Here is a 15,651-nt window from a genome sequence, read left to right as displayed (position 1 = left end):
CAATAGTCCCATGTGGATCACTCCGTTGCCCCCGCCGCTCACCGCTTTGGGGGAAGGTTCACATGGCTCAGTTCTCAGTGAAAATTATGCGCCCAACCGGCTCAGTTCTGGGTGAAAATCAACAGAAGCGTGCCCGCGCCGAGGGATGGGAGCACCGCGTGGGCATGTCCCGGCCGCGTAAGGCGGTTGGCGGCGGGCTGGAGTTTTCGATCGAGCTGCTGCCCGCCGAGGCAAAAGCCGAAATCGTGCGGCGCGAGGGCGTGAACATCGAAGTTGACGAGGGGGCGGTGGCCGCTCTCACCTTGCGCGCCACTGACCCTCTTTCGGCAGCGGAGCGCGAGCGGAGGGATGCGCGCCTGCACGTCCTGGCCATGTTCGATGCCTTCCGCCGGGAAAAAGCGCTGACGGTGCGTGATGCCCGCACATTGTTCCCGGAAGCCTGGAACGCTGGCCAGATGCCAGTGCCGGGCTGGGTGAAACTGGCCATTCCGACCACTTCAAAGAAGGTTCTTGACAGCTGGCGTGCGATGCTCCGCGAGAAGGGTGCCGATGCGCTCGGTGTCGATCGCCGCGGGCGCCCTGCGATTTTGGACAAGGCGGCGGATGGCAGGGCCAGAACTGTCGCTCTGGCAGCTATCGCAAAGCAGGAATTCCTGCCCGCCAAGGATTTGGGCGCCTATCTGCAAAATCGGTTCGGCGACGACCTGCCCGGAAGTTTGAGCCTGCGCACGGTGCAGCGCGCCCGCGCGCAGCTCGAGGCGCGAAACCGCAACGTACTGATGAAGCTGCGCGACCCCGACGGGTATCGCTCCAAGATCGAGTTTGCGGCCACCAATGCCACTTTCGCGGCGGGCCTGAATGACCTGTGGGAGTTCGATGCGTCGCCTGCGGACGTCATGCTGAAGGGCAAGAGGCGCCACTCGATCTATCTGTCGATCGACATCTGGTCCCGCCGGGTGAAGATCACGGTTACGGAAACGCCGCGGGCCGATGCGGTGGCAGATCTGACCCGGAAGTGCATTCTTTCATGGGGCGTCCCGAGCCGGATCAAGACCGACCAGGGCAGCGACTTCAAAGCGAAGGCGACGGCGCGCCTGATGACCGCGCTCGGTATCGAGCACGAGATCTGCGACGCCTATGATCCGACCTCGAAGGGGACTGTCGAACGCGCGATCAAGACCTTCCAGCATGACCTCGCGATCTGCCCTGGCTTCATCGGCCACAATGTTGCCGACCGGAAGAAAATCGAGAGCCGCAAGGCGTTCTCGCGCCGTCTTGGCATGGACGACGAGCAGCTGTTCGACGTGGACATGGAGCTGGCGGAGTTTCAGGACTGGTGCGACACATGGGCCGACGAAATCTACGGCCAGCGGCAGCACGAGGGCCTGCGTCGCACCACGCCATTCTTGAAGGCGGCGAGCTGGCAAGGCGAGGTGAAGCGCATCTCGGCGCCGGAAGCGTTGAATGTCCTTCTCGCACCGATCGTCGGCAAAGACGGGATCCGCACCGTCACCAAGAAGGGCATCGCGATCGGCCGCGAGCATTACCAGACTGCGGCCGCCTTCCCGGGTGATGAGGTGTTCGTGCGTCAGGATCCCACGGACCTCGGCCGCGCACTTGTCTTTGCGATCGACGGCGAAACCTACCTTGGCGAGGCGATCTGCCCGCCTCTGGCAGGCCTCGACCCGATCGAGGTCACCGCCCGGGTGAAAGCCGCGCAGAAGGCGCACGAAAAAGCAGGCGTCGCCGAGTTGCGCAAGGAGATGCGCGCAATTGGCCCGCGCGATTTCATGGACGCGACGCTCGCGCAGGCGCGGAAGAAAGCGGCTTCGCTTACCTATCTGGAGCGCCCGGCCGCACCTTACACCACGCCTGCGATCGAGGCGGCGCAAGAGGCCGTCAAAGCCGGGCAGCCTGACGTCCCCGCCTACACGCCCGAGCAGCGCGCTCAGGTTTCGGCGGCGGTCGTGCCGCTGCCGGCCAAGCGGCCAGCAGCCCAGACGACCCCCGAGCAACGGTTCCGGCGCGCGCTGGATATCGAGGCGCGGATCGAGCGCGGTGAGCCGGTCAGCATCGACGATGAGGTGTTCCTGCGCGGGTACCGGCCCAGCTCCGAATACAAGGGCTGGCTGCGCGTCTTCGAACAACGAGGCCCGGGAATGTTCGCGGGCTGAGGGGTGCCGCCCCGGAGGATGGACCCCTCCGGAGCGACGAATGTCAACGAGAAGTCAACGAGGAGAGCATGGCAGATAGAGAGAATGCAGGCAACGGTATCGCGGCGCTGCGCAATGTGATGTCCATGGTGACGCTGGTGCAGAGGGTGATCGACCGCGCCGAGTCGCTGCCGGGGATGGCGACCTATTACGGGCCGTCTGGCTACGGCAAATCGTCCGCGGCAGCCTATGCGGCCAACGTGTTCAACGCGATCCATATCGAGACCCGCTCGACCTGGACGAAGAAGACGTTCTGCGAGGTTCTGATCCGGGAGATGGGGCTGCCGCCGATGCGGACAGTTGCGACCATGGTCGAGGAGATCTCGAAGGAGCTGCGCAAGTCTGGGCGCCCGCTGCTGATCGACGAAGCCGACACGGCCGTTGACCGCGGCTTCCTCGAGATGATCCGGGACATCTATGAGATCTCGGACGGCGCGGTCATCCTGATCGGCGAGGAGGATCTGCCGACCAAGCTGACCCGCTCCGAGCGTATCCATGGCCGGATGCTTGACTGGGTGGCGGCCGAACCGGCGGTGATCGACGATGTCGACCACCTCTCGCCCTATTATGCCGACGGGATCGAGATCGATGCCGCGCTGAAGGAGCAGTTGCTGACCGAATCCGGGCATTCGATCCGCCGGATCTGCGTCAATCTGGCGTCGCTGCGGGAGCACAGCCTCACCCACGGCCTGAGCCGGATCACGAAGAAAGACTGGGGGGCCTCGGGCAGGCACTTCTTCTCGGGCAAGCCGCCCCGCCCGCGGGGGCTGAAATGAGCCGTGTCGCCGGGGTGCGCCCGGCCGATATCGCGCGCGACAACCGCCAGACCATCTGGGACGCCCTGCGCAAGAGCGATGGCGCCTGGATGACGCTGTCCGACCTTTCGGAGGCGGTTGGCGTGCATCGCAGGACGGCGATGGATTACCTCACCTGCCTCACGGCCGGCGGCCTGATCGAGAGCCGGAGACCCGAGGGCGGCGCCGCCGCGCTGGAGGCGCGCCTGCTGCGCGACGTGGGCTATCACGCCCCGCGGCTGCGCAAGGATGGCTCGGCTGTGACGCAGGGCGCGGGCGTCACCAATATGTGGCGCACGATGCGGATGCTCGGGACGTTTGGGGCGGTCGAGGTTTCGTTGCATTCGACCACGCCGACGGTCACCGTCCCGGTTGAGACCGCCCAGTCCTACTGCAGCATGTTGCTGGCGACGGGCTATCTGCGCGTGGTGACCAAGGCCGACCCGGTGAAAGGGCGCAAGGCGGTCTACCGGCTGATCCGCGATGACGGCCCGAAGGCGCCGATGATCCAGCGCGTAAAGCAGGTTTACGACCCGAATACACGCAAGGTGTATCGGAAGGCAGGTCAGGAATGATGACGCCGATCGATATCGCCCGCGCAGCCTGGGATCCGCTTCCCGACTGGATCGAGGTGCTCGCCGGAAAGTGCGCGGAAATGAGCCAGCGTCAGGTGGCCGAGCGCATCGGTTATTCGGGCGGCATGGTCAGCCAGCTGCTGCGCAACCGTTACCGGGGCAATCTGGCCGCGATCGAGGACGCCGTGCGCGGCGCCTGGATGGGGGCAACGGTGCTCTGCCCGGTGATGGGCATCATCCCGACCGACACCTGTCAGGACTGGCAGCGGAAATCCCGAGAGTTCGTGCCGAGCAACCGCTTGCGCGCGCGGATGCAGACCGCCTGCATCCGCTGCCCGCGGTGCAAGAAGGAGGGTTCGTAATGTCCCGTAAGACGCTCGTCGAGCAGCTCGACGAAATCCAGTTCTCGCAAGAGGCCCTCGATCTGGCCCATGAACTGTCCCGCTATACTGCGACTGATGAAAAGGGCGTGGTCGTGCTGACGGCCGCTGCACTCCTTCTGGCTGGCGAATGCCCCGGGCGCTTTGGCACTCCGGCAAAAGAGCTAGACCGGCTGGCGGGAGAGTTCTGGGCGTTGATCTACCGCATGCACGCCGAGCTTGAGGAGAGCCTTGGCTCCCGGCCGCTGCTGCGCGTCGTGGGCGGCACAGACATGATCGGCGGTGCGGCATGATCCCCGCGCATCTGATCATCCAGGCCGTCTGCGAATTCCATGGGGTGCAGCTTGCGGATCTGACCGGCGCGGGCCGCGCGCCGCAGATCTGCTGGCCGCGCCACGAGCTGGTCTACATGCTGCGCGGCAATGCCGGGCTCTCACTCTCCGAGGTCGGACGCCTCGTCGGCGATCGCGATGCGAAGACGGTGCAGAACAGCCTGAACCAGGTGACGCGCCGGATTGGCGAGGATCTGGACTATCGCGCCCATGTGCAGCGCCTCAATCAGTTCGTCCTCGCATTTGAGGACCGGCCATCCGCTGCAGCGGCCATCGACCGCGCCCGCCGCGTGATCAGCGCGCCGGCCGCCCCCCTCGAACATGCGCAGGGCTGCGCCATCGCGCTGCTCGCCGCCGCCTCGATCCTATCCTCGCCGGCATTGACCGACGGCGAGGCCCGCCGTGCCGCCCTGCAGGCGCTCGGCCATTCCGCCATCTGACAAGGATTTTCGATATGAACGCCCAGGACGAAAAAATGTGGAAGGACAGCGAGGGGCGCATGGTGCCCGCCTCGCTCGTCAAGCCCGCCGACAAGATGAAGGACGAAGTGGCGCGCAGCCTGCTGCCGCGCGCCCGTGAAATCCGCGACATCATGGCGGGCTTCAAAGCCGATGCCATGGCCGAAATGTTCGCGGCCAAGGATCTGATCTTCGAGCAGTACGGCGCGAAGATTGGCGGCAAGAAAGGCAATTTCAGCATCACATCCTATGATGGGACGCTGGAGGTCGAGGTGTCGGTAGCCGATCGCATCACCTTCGGCCCCGAGCTGCAGGCCGCGAAGGCGCTGATCGACGAGTGCATCGCGTCCTGGTCGCCGGGTGCCAACGACAACATGATCGCCCTCGTCGATCATGCCTTCCAGGTGAATAAGTCGGGCCGCATCGATACCGGCCGTGTCCTCGGCCTGCGCAAGCTGGAAATGAAGGATGCCAACGGGGGGCCGGATGCGAAGTGGCAGGCAGCGATGCAGGCGATTTCCGACGCGGTCAAGGTGCATGGCACCGCCACCTACATCCGGTTTTACGAGGCGGACGAAGCCGGAAACCGGAATGCCGTCGTTCTCGATTTCGCCAAGCTGTGAAGAGGTAATCATGACCTATCGTCATTTCGACCTCGCCGAAGTCGAGCGCCACATTCGCGATGCCGCTGAACGGGGGCTCATGCAGGCGATGCAGTCTGCAAAGACCGACGCCGCTCGCCACGGCTATGAACTTCAGCTGCAGATGTTCGAAGCGCAAACAGCGATGCAGCTTCAGGTTTTCGCCATGGTCAACCAAGGCGAAAGCGCGGACATGATCGCCCAGACGGTCGGGATATGTATCAGCAACCTGATTTGCGTTGCGATTTCCGTTTCGGATCAGCGTCACCACACCGCCTCGGTGATTGGTGGGGTCATCAGCGATGCCTTCGAAACCCTCGCGGGAAACGGCGACGGCAGCATCAATTTCGCCGAAGCAAAAATCACGCCTACTCAGGGAGGCCGGGCATGATCTCTGCTGTCCTGCGCTTCCTGCGGAACATGTACGCCGCCTTCGCGCTCCGCATCGACCGCGAAATGGAGCTCGCCGAGCAAGGCGCGGCGATCCTCGACAGTGGCCGCGAGCCCGAGACGGACGAGGAGCGCCGCGCGGTCGATGCCTATTGGGACCGGGTGCTGTGATGTGCCGGGCCACCATTTATGCGTTTGCGGTGGGCGCGGCATGCGCGGTGTCGGTGGCGATCGCCGCCTCCGGCCTGCTTGGCGCCACGGTGCAGGACCCGGAGCGCCCGGGCCTGCTTGATGCAGACGGCCGCCTGCTGGGCGACCGCGATCATGTGACCCTCACGCCCTGGCCGACGCCGCCAGAGGACCGCGAGCCGCTTTACATCGTCGCGGTCGATGGGGCCGAGCGTGGCTTCGCGCGGGGCGGCGATCAGTGCTGGACGGGCAAGTACGGCGGCAGGGTCGTGGCCTGCGAGGGCGATACGGCCAGCGCCGTTGCCAATGTGCTGCGCCTCGAGCCTGAAAAGGAGCAATATGCAGAAAATGCAAAGAACCCTCTGCCGGACTGGGCGGGCACGCCGCTGCCGACCACGGTGATCGGCGACACCATCCATGTGACCGTCCCCGCGCCCCCGCCGCTTCCCGATCCCAACCTCCCGGCCGTCAGTCTCGCCTCCGGGCGCGAATACCTGGCCGGGGCGCTGATGCTGATGGGGCTCGCCGCCCTGGTGTCGAAATGGAGGAACGTGTGATGACGAGAACAGCCACGATGCCCGGCGCCGTCGAGGTCTGCCCCATCTGCGACATTGCGGGCTGCCGCCACATTCGCGAGCGGCAGGCACAGTCCGGGCGGCCGACGAAGCCGGGCTTCTACTGGGGCCGCTGGCACACGCCCGCACCCGGCACCGCCGACGACGGCGAGATGTGCGGCGGCACCGAGTGGGAGGTGCATAGCGTCTTCCACGACGGGTTTGGCGGCCCTGACGACGAGCTCCTTGCTTTCGTTCCGGGGGTCGAGAAATCCCAGCCGCTCGATGCGTTCGAGTGGGGGGCGGAGGTGGTGCGGAGATGAGTGGGTGGTTTTATCTCACAGGCGACCCGAATGCAGAGCTGCGCCTGAAATCCTTCAGTGGCGTCTCGAAGAATGGCAAGCATGTGATCCGGATCGATATCGAGGCGTCGGATGCGTTCCGCTTCGGTCATGCGCTCGAGCAGCTTGGAGAGGTCCAGGCGGGGCAGAAGCCGCGCAAGGCTCCGGCCGCAAAGAAGCCTGCGAAGGCCCCGTTGCTGGCGCTTCCCGCGCCCAGGCTGGCCTTGCCGGAGCCTGAGGATGAGTGATGTCCGAAAAATGGCGATGCCGACTGTTCTGGGGCAACCCGTACACATCCCCGCCGGCGGGAATGCCGCGTATCGTCATGACACTCCTAACCGATCGCCCGCATCCAATTCCTTCAGAAATCGAACAGATGAGCATGCCCGGAACGGATTATGCGCCGGGATCAGGCTGGACCATCGGCTGGGAGCGCATCGATCAGCGCCCTATCCGCAGATGGAGCCAGGAGGCGCGCGCTCGTGTTCGTCAGAACAACCTTCGCCGCCGGATCGAAAAGAGGTTTCCGCTCTTCGCCGAAGATTTCATCGCCGAGGAGCTTGCCCGTCGCCCTCAGTATTACGCAGGTTCAAATGACTGCCAACCGTAACCTCCAGCGCATGATCCACGCCGGCTGCAAGAAGCTCGGCCTCGACGATGATACCCGCCGCGATCTTCAGCTGGTCGCGACGGGCAAATCCAGCATGGCCGACATGACCGAGGCCGAGCTGAAGAAGGTCGTTGAAGCCCTGAAACAACGGGGCTTCAAGGCGGGTTTCAAGGGCGGTGAAAAGGGGCGCCGGAAGGCCGCGCCGCGCGCGGATCTGCGGTTCGTCCATGTGCTGTGGCGCCTGCTTGGTGAGGCTGGCGCAATCCGCGAGCCCGGCCGGGAGGGGCTGAACGCGTTCATCCGGTCGCGCTTCGAGGGGCACTGGTCCTTCGTGCCGATCGACGTGGACGCGCTGCGCGATCCGGCGCAGATCAACGATGTCTCTCGCGCCCTTCAGGACATGTGCCGCCGCGCCAAGGTGCCCCTGAAATGACCCGCAGCCCCATCATCACCGATCATGCCATGCTGCGGTACCTCGAACGGGTGATCGGCATCGATGTCGATCTGCACCGGCGCGCCGTCGAGGCCATCGTGGCGCAGGGCGTCGCGCGTGGCGCCTGCGCGGTGGTCGTGGGCGGGCACCGCTATGCCATCATCGATTGCCATGTCGTCACCGTGAAGCCGGTCAGGACGGAGGTTCCCAGAGGCTGGGCGCGCCCGGTGGATGAGCGGGAGGCGCGCCGCGATGATGGCTTCTGACTGGCCCTTCGAGGGGCTCATACCCATGAAATACGGCGCGATCCTCGCCGATCCGCCCTGGGCCTATGCGATGCGCTCCGCGAAAGGCCATGCGAAATCGCCGGAGGCGCATTATGCCACCATGTCGGCAGAGGCGCTGCGCGCGCTGCCGGTGGCGCAGCTGGCGGGGCCGGACTGCCTGCTGTTCCTGTGGTCGACATGGCCGCATCTGGGCCAGGCCTTTGAGCTGCTGCAGGCATGGGGCTTTACCTATGTGACCGGAGGGGCATGGCTGAAGCGCACGCAGCACTGGAACGTCGGATTCGGCACCGGCTACGTCCTGCGCTCCGCCACGGAGCCGTTCCTCGTCGGCAAGATCAATGCGCCGGAGATCGCCTCGCGCTCGGAGCGCAACGCCATCGTGGCGCCCGAGGACGTGCCGGATTCGATCGAGGCCGTGCGGCGCGAACATTCGCGCAAGCCGGTCCAGATGCGGGAGATGATCGCCCGCTTGCTGCCGCGCGCGCATTGCTGCGAGCTGTTCGCGCGGGAGCCGTGGCCGGGCCATGACGTCTGGGGCAACGAGACGGGCAAATTCGCGGAGGCGCTGGCATGACGGAGATTCGCCCGCCCGCGCATATCGCGCCCTATGTCGAGGCTCTGGGCCGGGATCTGGCGATCCGGTTCCTGCTGGAGTTCGGCGGGGCCGAGCTCTACATCCCCGCCGCGCCGAAAGGTCGCTCGCGCCTAATCGAAGTCATTGGCCGGGAGGGCGCACTGGCGCTGGCCCAGATCGCCCACAGGCTGCCGAAGCGGGTGCCAACGGCGAAGCCCTGGATTGCACTGTGCCTGCGGGCGGAGGGCCAGAGCGTCGCCGGCATCGCCCGGCAGCTGCACGCCAGCGACGTCTCCGTGCGCAAGTGGCTCAAGCGCCTGCCTGTGGCGGCGAAGGAGGATCCGCGGCAGATGCGGCTGTTTTAGCGGCATGAGCGGACCACTATTGTGGCGAATTTCGGCAAAAAAATGCAGGGCAGGCCGATATTTGGTTTTTATTTATGTTCGTTCAGCCTATCTGGCGGCATCCTCGTGGTGTGAGGCTTCAGCGGAAAACAAGATTCCAGCATCGACATAGTGGAGACCGGCGGAATGAGCGTACTTTTCACGATCGGCTATGAGGGCACCGATATTGATCGGTTCATCAAAACGCTGAAGGAAGTGGGGGTGCAGCAACTTGTGGATGTCAGGGCCGTTACGGTGTCGCGCAAGAAGGGGTTCTCGAAGCGCGGTCTCGCTGCGCGGCTTGAAGAAGAGGGTATTAGCTATCTTCACTTGGTTGACCTCGGCGACCCTAAGCCGGGTCGAGAAGCAGCTCGAGCTGGAAAAATGGAAGAATTCCGGCGTATCTATACCGCGCATCTCAGCGGGCAGGAGGCCCAGGCTGCGCTTCATGAGCTTACCTTGTATGCCGCACTACGCGCTACATGCTTGCTATGTTACGAGCGGAATCCTGTCGAGTGCCATAGATCGATAGTTGCGGCTGAGGTTTGTGAGGCTCTAGGGTGGGAACAATTTCCACTCTATGCCGACGATCCGAGCCGATATGTCCGTAACTCCAAAGACCTCCCGCGTTTTTATCCTCGTCAAGGCGTTGCCGCGGCCGAGTAACAAGCACAGCGAGACGGTCTGTTGTGCGGGCATAGATGCGTACGGGCAGTTTCGGCGTCTGTATCCCGTCCGATTCCGTCAGCTCAAGGAAGGCTCATCCTTCAAGCGATGGGATGAGGTCGAGTTCGGGTATCGCCGCCCTACCACAGACACGCGAAGCGAAAGTTGCCACGTCTTCGAAGACACGATCCGGTTGACCGGGAGTGTGCTTAAGAGATCTGAGCGCGCAAAGGTTTTGCATCCGCTCGTCGTTGGTTCCGCAAACGTTCTTGCAGACACCAAACGTTCGCTTGGCATTGTCCAACCACGATCCACAAAGTTCTTCTGGCGTAAGAAGTCATCCTCACAGATAGAAGCAGAGCGAGCTGCCTACTCAGCAGCTGCGCTTCAAACCTCTATGTTCGATGCCGAGCTCGATGCTATCGAGCCCACGCCATATACTTTTCAGTTCAAATTTTCTGATGACGGCGGTATCCATCACTGCAGTTGCGCGGATTGGGAGCCGCACGCGACCTTTTTTCGTCAACGTCAAGCGACATCCGAAGCCGAAGCCCTTCAGTTTCTTTCGGATAAGTTCAATGATGAATACCCGAAGAAGGGCATGCTATTCGCCTTGGGGAACATGCAAAAGCGCCCAAAAATCTGGCAACTTCTGGGCGTTCTCCGGGTTGACCCGCTTACTCAAGGGTCACTTTTTTAATGTCTATCACCTAGCTAACCTATCCACCCACTGCATGCCGCTTGGCACGGGTTTTTGCGCGCGACACCCTGCCGGGCGAATCCACACTCAAATCCGAATAGCTAAAATGCACATGACCCGCGCAGATGTTCCTGTTAAGTTCCTTATCGGTAACGTCAGGACATCCCCATGCATAACACCTTTGAGCCGGTCTCCCCGACCGCTCCTGTCGCCCCATGGCTGGGCGGCAAACGCAACCTCGCCAAGCGGATATGCGCAATCCTAGATGGGACGCCATGCGCCGCCTACGCCGAGCCTTTCGTGGGCATGGGAGGCATCTTCCTGCGCCGTCAGGCCCGGCCGAGGGCCGAGGTCATCAATGATCGCGGGCGCGACATCGCCAACCTGTTCCGCATACTACAGCGGCACTATCCACAGTTCCTGGACACGCTGCGGTTCCAGCTGACCACGCGCGCCGAATTCGAGCGCCTGGTGGCCACCAATCCCGACACGCTGACCGACCTCGAGCGCGCGGGTCGGTTCCTCTACCTCCAGCGCACGGCCTTCGGCGGCAAGGTCAGCGGACGCAACTTCGGCGTGGACCGGGGGCGCGGCGGGCGCTTCAACCTTACCACGCTGGAGCCCATGCTGGAGGACCTGCACAGCCGTTTAGCCGGGGTGGTGATCGAGTGTCTGGATTGGGCGGACTTCATCCCGCGCTATGATGGTGAGGGCACGCTCTTCTATCTCGATCCGCCTTATTGGGGCTGCGAGGCTGACTATGGCAAGGCCATGTTCAGCCGGGCAGACTTCGGCAGGCTTGCCGAGGCGCTGCGAGGGATCAAGGGGCGCTTCCTCCTCTCGATCAATGACGTGCCCGAGATCCGGGAGACCTTTTCCGGGTTCCAGCTGACCGAGGTTCGCACGAGCTACAGCATATCGAAGGGCTCAGATTCGCCGGGCGCACGGGCCGAGTTGCTCATCGCGAACTGGTCTGTCGATGGCGCGAAGCATGCCCCGTGAAGATATGCGCCGCATGCATGCCTCTTGGCCCCCTTTTTTTGTCGTTTTGGCCCCTTATTTTTGGCGCGCTACAATTCGCGACACGCTGCGATCGACCACTTCAAAGACAGGCCCTGACTTGTCGCTGCGCGTCGTATTCGAGCTCAAAATATGAGGCGATACGCTGTCAGGCATAATCGCCAAGCTATATATTTCAACTTGATTTCAAGGATTTATGGCGGAGACGAAGGGATTCGAACCCTCGAGACCCTTCCGGGCCTGCACCCTTAGCAGGGGTGTGCCTTCGACCACTCGGCCACGTCTCCGCTGACCCGTATATTGGGCTGCGGCACGGGGAACAAGGGAAATTTCCATGCCGGAACCGATACAAGGAAAATCGCCTCGTGATCCGGTGACCTGCCACTGGTCTTTCATCCAGCCGCGACCGGAGCCGGTAGCTGATTTACGCCTTTCGGCGTGGGATGAGCAATCGCCCGGCGCGCGGAACCCTCATCGCGTGCAGCGGGTCGGGCGATTGCGGTTGTCAGGTGCCGGGCGAAGCCTGCGGGGGTCTGGTAGCCGAGGGCCGAGTGGGGCCGGACCCGGAAGCCAATAGCTCGCGGTCGCCACTTCGCGGCGCAGATCCCCGACAGGAACCAGCGCGCCGCCGTCATCCTCATGCAGCCAGCGCCCGCCCGCGTTAAGCTCGACCTTGTGTCGCGCTTCCATGATGCAGCCGCAATGCGGGCAGAACATATGCACCCGGGCCGCACGCTCTTCCGGCGTTCCGTGCTCGGGATAGGCCAGTTGCTCCACTTCGGGGCGGAACGGATCGCCACAATCCGGGCACGTCCAGTAGAGCCGCCCCCGCGATCCCGCATTGTAAATCGCCACGATGCCTTCGCACGGCGGCGCCTCATGCGGGCTCGAAGCCACCCAATCGTCATTGAGGGGCGGAAAGCGCGGCGAGCTTTCAACAATCGTCATCGCCCGCGACCCGGCGTCTTCCGTCCGCTTGCGCATCAGGGGGAACGCCTCGCCATCCCCCTCAATATCCCGCTTGAAGGCATCGTAATCGGTGCCGATGCAGAGCGCGATTGACCTTTGCGCCAGCTTCGATTTCACCGGCCAGTCAATCGTTAACCGGGTTCCGCCCTTGAAACGCTTCGTGAAAATGTTGTCCGCCCCGCGCCCGGCCGCCAGCCTTGCGGCAAGCTCGGGCGAATTTGCCACCAGCGGGTCAAGCGTGCCCTCGGACCATTCTTTCGCCGCATCCTTCGACGGGCTGAACACCGCGACCACGCGCGGTTGCGCAAGGATCGCGTGAACCAGCGGCGCAATCACCAGCCCCTCGGATTTCGAGCTTCGGGCCGGGCCGACGAAAGCCACACTGTCAAAGCGCCGCGATCCGGTCATATCCATCGGCTCGGCCATGTATGGCGCCACGTCCGGCCGCCACGGCACCCACCGCCCGCCGACACGGATATTCCGGCGGGGTGCGGTTTCCGAGACCGTCACCCGGGAAACCGGAGCCAACACCGGCAGCGCCTCGCGGATCACCTCTTCGGGGCGGCGGAATGGCGGCAGGGGTTCGACATGGAAAAGGGCTTCACCCTTCGCATTCGTCCCCAGCGTCTTCATCGCCAATCACCTTCCGCACAGCCAGGCGCGCGCCGCGCATCGTGTCGTCACAGGCCCGCACCACGACTTCAACCGCGCGCGCATCCAGCCCCAATTCTCGCGCCAGCCGGTCGGGCAGCGCGTCGTTTGCGTCTCGGATCGCGGCGAAGACCTCTTCAAAGGCCACCACCATGTCCGCAGCGCGCACAAGCTCGCGCCGCTCGCGGGCGGCGGCGGTGCGCTGCATTTCCAATTCGATCAATCGCCGCTGATCGGCCAGCGACATGCCGCCGCCAGATCCGCCCGCCGTTTCGCCGCCCAGAAGGGCCATTTGTAACTGAGCCGCAGCCGCATCCCCCGCAGCCCGCGCCCCTTGCTCTTCGGCCCGCATTCGCTCGACCCACGCATATGCGACGGACAGGCGGAACCTGTAGGAACGGCCATTCGTCCCCTCTTCCTCGAAGGGCAGACCTTTGCGAAGCCATGCGCTGATCGTCGTGGCGGTCGTGTTAAGCCCAACCTCAAGCTGCGCCTTGTTGACAATCGCATCGGTCGCCCCCGGCGGCAACGGATAGGTTGCGACCATCGCCGCTTCCTCTTCCGTCAGGGGGCGCAGTCCGTCCCCGTCCTGCATGGTGGCAACCCTTTGATTTGACGATGTAACAACAACCAGAACCGAAAGCGAGCGGCGCGGGCCGGGCAAAAGACACACACGAAACGGGGTGCGAATTACCCGCGTGGCCCTGACGCTGGAAGAACCTAACCCCGGGGGGCCAGAGCGGCCGATATGGCTCGGGCGAGCGCGCCGGGCAGGCGGTCGGCGGCGAGGCGCGAGACGGTTTCCCCGAAATTCAACGGCCGGTCGCGGTATGCGGCCTTCGGCTCGAAGGCGAGCAGCATCTTGAGGCCGGAGCGGCGCTTGCCGCCCGTGCGCTGATAGATCCCGCCCGGCAGGTGCGAGCCGGGCCGCGTGGCAAATGTATCCTTCCGGGCCAGCGCATTCTTGACCGCCGCCCGCGCCATGTTGCCAGCCGCATTGCGGCGGATCTTCACTGGAACGGGGATTGCCTTGCCCTTCGGCGTGCGCGTGCCGCCGGTTTCCTGCCATATCAGGTAAGCGGCCTGCCGATCCTTCACGAAGACGGATGCGGACAGGTTGCGCTTGCTCGACAGCTTTATGCCCATGCCGTTGCGCGTAAAGGCCACGGGCCGGTCAAGCACCTGCGACATGCGGCGCTTCATGTGCAGCGACAGGCCCTTGACTATATCGTTCAGCGCGACAGACACCGCAAAGGGCAGGTGTTCGCGCTGCACATCTGTCAGGGCCTTTCGCGCCTCTTCGACATTGTGCCGCACATCAAGCCGCATCGCGCCCCCGGAAATGCAAACGCCCAGCCATGAAGGCCGGGCGTGGATAGTGACGTGGTGGCGATCTGATTTCTTCGCCCACCTCTCGACTATGGCGAAACTTATATCCGCCCCCCGGCGCCGCTGCCCGATTTTCTGCCAGCGTTCGGAGCGGTGACGTAACCGCAATGGAATGCGAGGCGGGCAGCGCAGGCGACGATTGCCACGGAAAGGTCATCCTTGGCGGCCTCGCCGGAGACGCCAACGCGCGCGAGGATCTGCGCCCGGCTCATTCCCTCCACGGCCACCCAATCGGCCAGATCCGTGAACCGAACCGGAACGCCCGCGCGGCGGCGCAGGGCGGCGCTTGTCGCACGGGCCGGGAAGAGGACCGCCACGCCATCGGCCAGCGCCTCGCGCATGTGCCGCAGGCGTTCGGCGGCCATCAGCTTCGCCGCGCTCGGGCTCGCGCTCGACGGGGCGCCACGGCCGCCACCTTCCGGCACGGAAGACCCGCCCGAGGCAAGCACGCCCTCGACCGCCTCGGCGTAATCCAGAAGCGCGGCACGGCCAGCGGGCGGAACCATCCGCAGAAGCGGTGGCTGCGCGGTGCGCCAGACCCGGGCGCGGCGAGCGATCATGCGGCCATCCTTGCCCGTGGTGAAAAGGCCATCCTCGCCGCGCTCATACTCCACCACGGCATCGGGCTGCACGGCGCCACGGGCAAGCGGCGCCGTGCCGAAGATCCGCGCGCGCTTTGCGCCGGGCTTGTCGGTAGCGGTCAGCAGGTGGCGGCCGGTCGTTTCCCATTCAAACGGGGCGCCGGGCAGGGTGACGGGCTTTTGGGTCGAGCGCTTTGCCATGTCTTCGGTCCTTTCGTGGTTCCGTCCGGGGTGGGGTGAACCGCCCCAAGGTTCAGAATGTTTTTTTCGGTATATGATTTTTTCCATATGCCTTAAGCACTTCACCCCCTTCACCCCGTAAGTGATATGTATAAAAAACAACTAGTTACGGGATATTCTTGCGGAATTTCGGGGTGACTTCGGGGTGAGCGGGGTGCGGTCCGGCGTCATTGAAACCGGCGTTTCCCCCTCACTTCTCGCAGTCGCGGCATCGCCGCGTCCAAATTCCCCCCTTCCCCCGGGGTGATTTGCGCATCTTTCGCAACGCCACCTCACCCCGG

General features: G+C 64.1%; 23 protein-coding genes, 1 tRNA gene and 2 pseudogenes. 20 read left to right on the top strand and 6 right to left on the bottom strand.

From position 1 onward, the window contains the following. Positions 1-62 precede the first annotated feature (62 nt). From ACOMG5_RS13095 to ACOMG5_RS13000, 20 genes are all read left to right on the top strand, one after another. Positions 63-2,174 carry a transposase gene (locus ACOMG5_RS13095; protein WP_420344245.1) on the top strand — a complete coding sequence of 704 codons (2,112 nt, stop codon included), beginning with the start codon at positions 63-65 and terminating at the stop codon, positions 2,172-2,174. Positions 2,175-2,242: 68 nt separating this feature from the next. Then, positions 2,243-2,989, top strand: coding sequence for an AAA family ATPase (locus ACOMG5_RS13090; RefSeq protein ID WP_374652256.1), 747 nt, complete (start codon positions 2,243-2,245; stop codon positions 2,987-2,989). Next, complete coding sequence (locus ACOMG5_RS13085) at positions 2,986-3,582, top strand: hypothetical protein (RefSeq protein ID WP_374652258.1); 597 nt, start codon at positions 2,986-2,988, stop codon at positions 3,580-3,582. The genes ACOMG5_RS13090 and ACOMG5_RS13085 overlap by 4 nt, the downstream gene beginning before the upstream one ends. Further along, positions 3,582-3,944 carry a helix-turn-helix domain-containing protein gene (locus tag ACOMG5_RS13080; RefSeq protein ID WP_374652260.1) on the top strand — a complete coding sequence of 121 codons (363 nt, stop codon included), beginning with the start codon at positions 3,582-3,584 and terminating at the stop codon, positions 3,942-3,944. Before ACOMG5_RS13085 ends, ACOMG5_RS13080 begins: the two co-directional genes overlap by 1 nt. Further along, positions 3,944-4,255 carry a hypothetical protein gene (locus tag ACOMG5_RS13075; RefSeq protein ID WP_374652262.1) on the top strand — a complete coding sequence of 104 codons (312 nt, stop codon included), beginning with the start codon at positions 3,944-3,946 and terminating at the stop codon, positions 4,253-4,255. The genes ACOMG5_RS13080 and ACOMG5_RS13075 overlap by 1 nt, the downstream gene beginning before the upstream one ends. Beyond that, a complete protein-coding gene (locus ACOMG5_RS13070; protein WP_420344244.1) occupies positions 4,252-4,734 on the top strand; it encodes a helix-turn-helix domain-containing protein in 483 nt (160 codons plus the stop codon). Before ACOMG5_RS13075 ends, ACOMG5_RS13070 begins: the two co-directional genes overlap by 4 nt. A 14-nt stretch (positions 4,735-4,748) precedes the next feature. Further along, positions 4,749-5,375, top strand: coding sequence for a DUF3164 family protein (locus ACOMG5_RS13065; RefSeq protein WP_420344243.1), 627 nt, complete (start codon positions 4,749-4,751; stop codon positions 5,373-5,375). A gap of 10 nt (positions 5,376-5,385) precedes the next feature. After that, on the top strand, positions 5,386-5,784 hold the full coding sequence (locus ACOMG5_RS13060; protein WP_420344242.1) for a hypothetical protein: 399 nt from the start codon (positions 5,386-5,388) through the stop codon (positions 5,782-5,784). Beyond that, entirely contained in the window at positions 5,781-5,954 is a 174-nt protein-coding gene (locus ACOMG5_RS13055) for a hypothetical protein (protein ID WP_420344241.1), read from the top strand. The genes ACOMG5_RS13060 and ACOMG5_RS13055 overlap by 4 nt, the downstream gene beginning before the upstream one ends. Then, on the top strand, positions 5,954-6,529 hold the full coding sequence (locus tag ACOMG5_RS13050) for a hypothetical protein (RefSeq protein WP_420344240.1): 576 nt from the start codon (positions 5,954-5,956) through the stop codon (positions 6,527-6,529). Before ACOMG5_RS13055 ends, ACOMG5_RS13050 begins: the two co-directional genes overlap by 1 nt. Continuing rightward, entirely contained in the window at positions 6,526-6,849 is a 324-nt protein-coding gene (locus tag ACOMG5_RS13045) for a hypothetical protein (RefSeq protein ID WP_420344239.1), read from the top strand. Before ACOMG5_RS13050 ends, ACOMG5_RS13045 begins: the two co-directional genes overlap by 4 nt. After that, entirely contained in the window at positions 6,846-7,115 is a 270-nt protein-coding gene (locus ACOMG5_RS13040) for a hypothetical protein (RefSeq protein ID WP_420344238.1), read from the top strand. Before ACOMG5_RS13045 ends, ACOMG5_RS13040 begins: the two co-directional genes overlap by 4 nt. Then, a complete protein-coding gene (locus ACOMG5_RS13035; protein WP_420344237.1) occupies positions 7,115-7,477 on the top strand; it encodes a hypothetical protein in 363 nt (120 codons plus the stop codon). The genes ACOMG5_RS13040 and ACOMG5_RS13035 overlap by 1 nt, the downstream gene beginning before the upstream one ends. Then, positions 7,428-7,910, top strand: coding sequence for a gp16 family protein (locus ACOMG5_RS13030; protein WP_420344236.1), 483 nt, complete (start codon positions 7,428-7,430; stop codon positions 7,908-7,910). The genes ACOMG5_RS13035 and ACOMG5_RS13030 overlap by 50 nt, the downstream gene beginning before the upstream one ends. Further along, positions 7,907-8,176, top strand: a complete 270-nt coding sequence (locus ACOMG5_RS13025) for a hypothetical protein (RefSeq protein ID WP_420344235.1) — start codon at positions 7,907-7,909, stop codon at positions 8,174-8,176. Before ACOMG5_RS13030 ends, ACOMG5_RS13025 begins: the two co-directional genes overlap by 4 nt. Further along, positions 8,166-8,771 carry an MT-A70 family methyltransferase gene (locus ACOMG5_RS13020; RefSeq protein ID WP_420344234.1) on the top strand — a complete coding sequence of 202 codons (606 nt, stop codon included), beginning with the start codon at positions 8,166-8,168 and terminating at the stop codon, positions 8,769-8,771. The genes ACOMG5_RS13025 and ACOMG5_RS13020 overlap by 11 nt, the downstream gene beginning before the upstream one ends. Next, positions 8,768-9,136: a helix-turn-helix domain-containing protein gene (locus tag ACOMG5_RS13015; RefSeq protein WP_420344233.1), complete on the top strand. Its 369-nt coding sequence runs from the start codon at positions 8,768-8,770 to the stop codon at positions 9,134-9,136. The genes ACOMG5_RS13020 and ACOMG5_RS13015 overlap by 4 nt, the downstream gene beginning before the upstream one ends. Before the next feature lie 165 nt (positions 9,137-9,301). Beyond that, entirely contained in the window at positions 9,302-9,820 is a 519-nt protein-coding gene (locus ACOMG5_RS13010; RefSeq protein ID WP_420344232.1) for a DUF488 family protein, read from the top strand. Further along, entirely contained in the window at positions 9,735-10,520 is a 786-nt protein-coding gene (locus ACOMG5_RS13005; protein ID WP_420344231.1) for a hypothetical protein, read from the top strand. Before ACOMG5_RS13010 ends, ACOMG5_RS13005 begins: the two co-directional genes overlap by 86 nt. Before the next feature lie 168 nt (positions 10,521-10,688). Continuing rightward, positions 10,689-11,522 (top strand): DNA adenine methylase, encoded by an 834-nt coding sequence (locus ACOMG5_RS13000; RefSeq protein ID WP_420344230.1) that lies wholly within the window; start codon positions 10,689-10,691, stop codon positions 11,520-11,522. A 215-nt stretch (positions 11,523-11,737) separates the two neighbouring features. Here ACOMG5_RS13000 and ACOMG5_RS12995 read toward each other — a convergent pair. From ACOMG5_RS12995 to ACOMG5_RS12970, 6 genes and pseudogenes are all read right to left on the bottom strand, one after another. Continuing rightward, positions 11,738-11,827: transfer RNA gene (locus ACOMG5_RS12995), tRNA-Ser, on the bottom strand. 105 nt (positions 11,828-11,932) lie between these two features. After that, a pseudogene (locus ACOMG5_RS12990) lies at positions 11,933-12,100 on the bottom strand (IS3 family transposase); the annotation flags it as partial. 97 nt (positions 12,101-12,197) lie between these two features. Next, positions 12,198-13,142: pseudogene (locus tag ACOMG5_RS12985) on the bottom strand (phage terminase large subunit family protein); the annotation flags it as partial. Next, positions 13,111-13,707, bottom strand: coding sequence for a hypothetical protein (locus ACOMG5_RS12980; RefSeq protein ID WP_420344229.1), 597 nt, complete (start codon positions 13,705-13,707; stop codon positions 13,111-13,113). The gene ACOMG5_RS12980 and the pseudogene ACOMG5_RS12985, both read right to left, overlap by 32 nt. Before the next feature lie 173 nt (positions 13,708-13,880). After that, positions 13,881-14,489 carry a hypothetical protein gene (locus ACOMG5_RS12975; protein WP_420344228.1) on the bottom strand — a complete coding sequence of 203 codons (609 nt, stop codon included), beginning with the start codon at positions 14,487-14,489 and terminating at the stop codon, positions 13,881-13,883. Between the two features lie 101 nt (positions 14,490-14,590). Continuing rightward, the gene (locus ACOMG5_RS12970) at positions 14,591-15,418 is read right to left on the bottom strand and encodes a hypothetical protein (protein ID WP_420344227.1); all 828 of its coding nucleotides are present in this window, start codon (positions 15,416-15,418) and stop codon (positions 14,591-14,593) included. Positions 15,419-15,651: the final 233 nt, after the last annotated feature.

It is taken from the genome of Paenirhodobacter sp. (assembly GCF_041916475.1).
Taxonomy (GTDB): domain Bacteria; phylum Pseudomonadota; class Alphaproteobacteria; order Rhodobacterales; family Rhodobacteraceae; genus Rhodobacter.
This window is presented reverse-complemented; position numbering and strand designations above follow the sequence as displayed.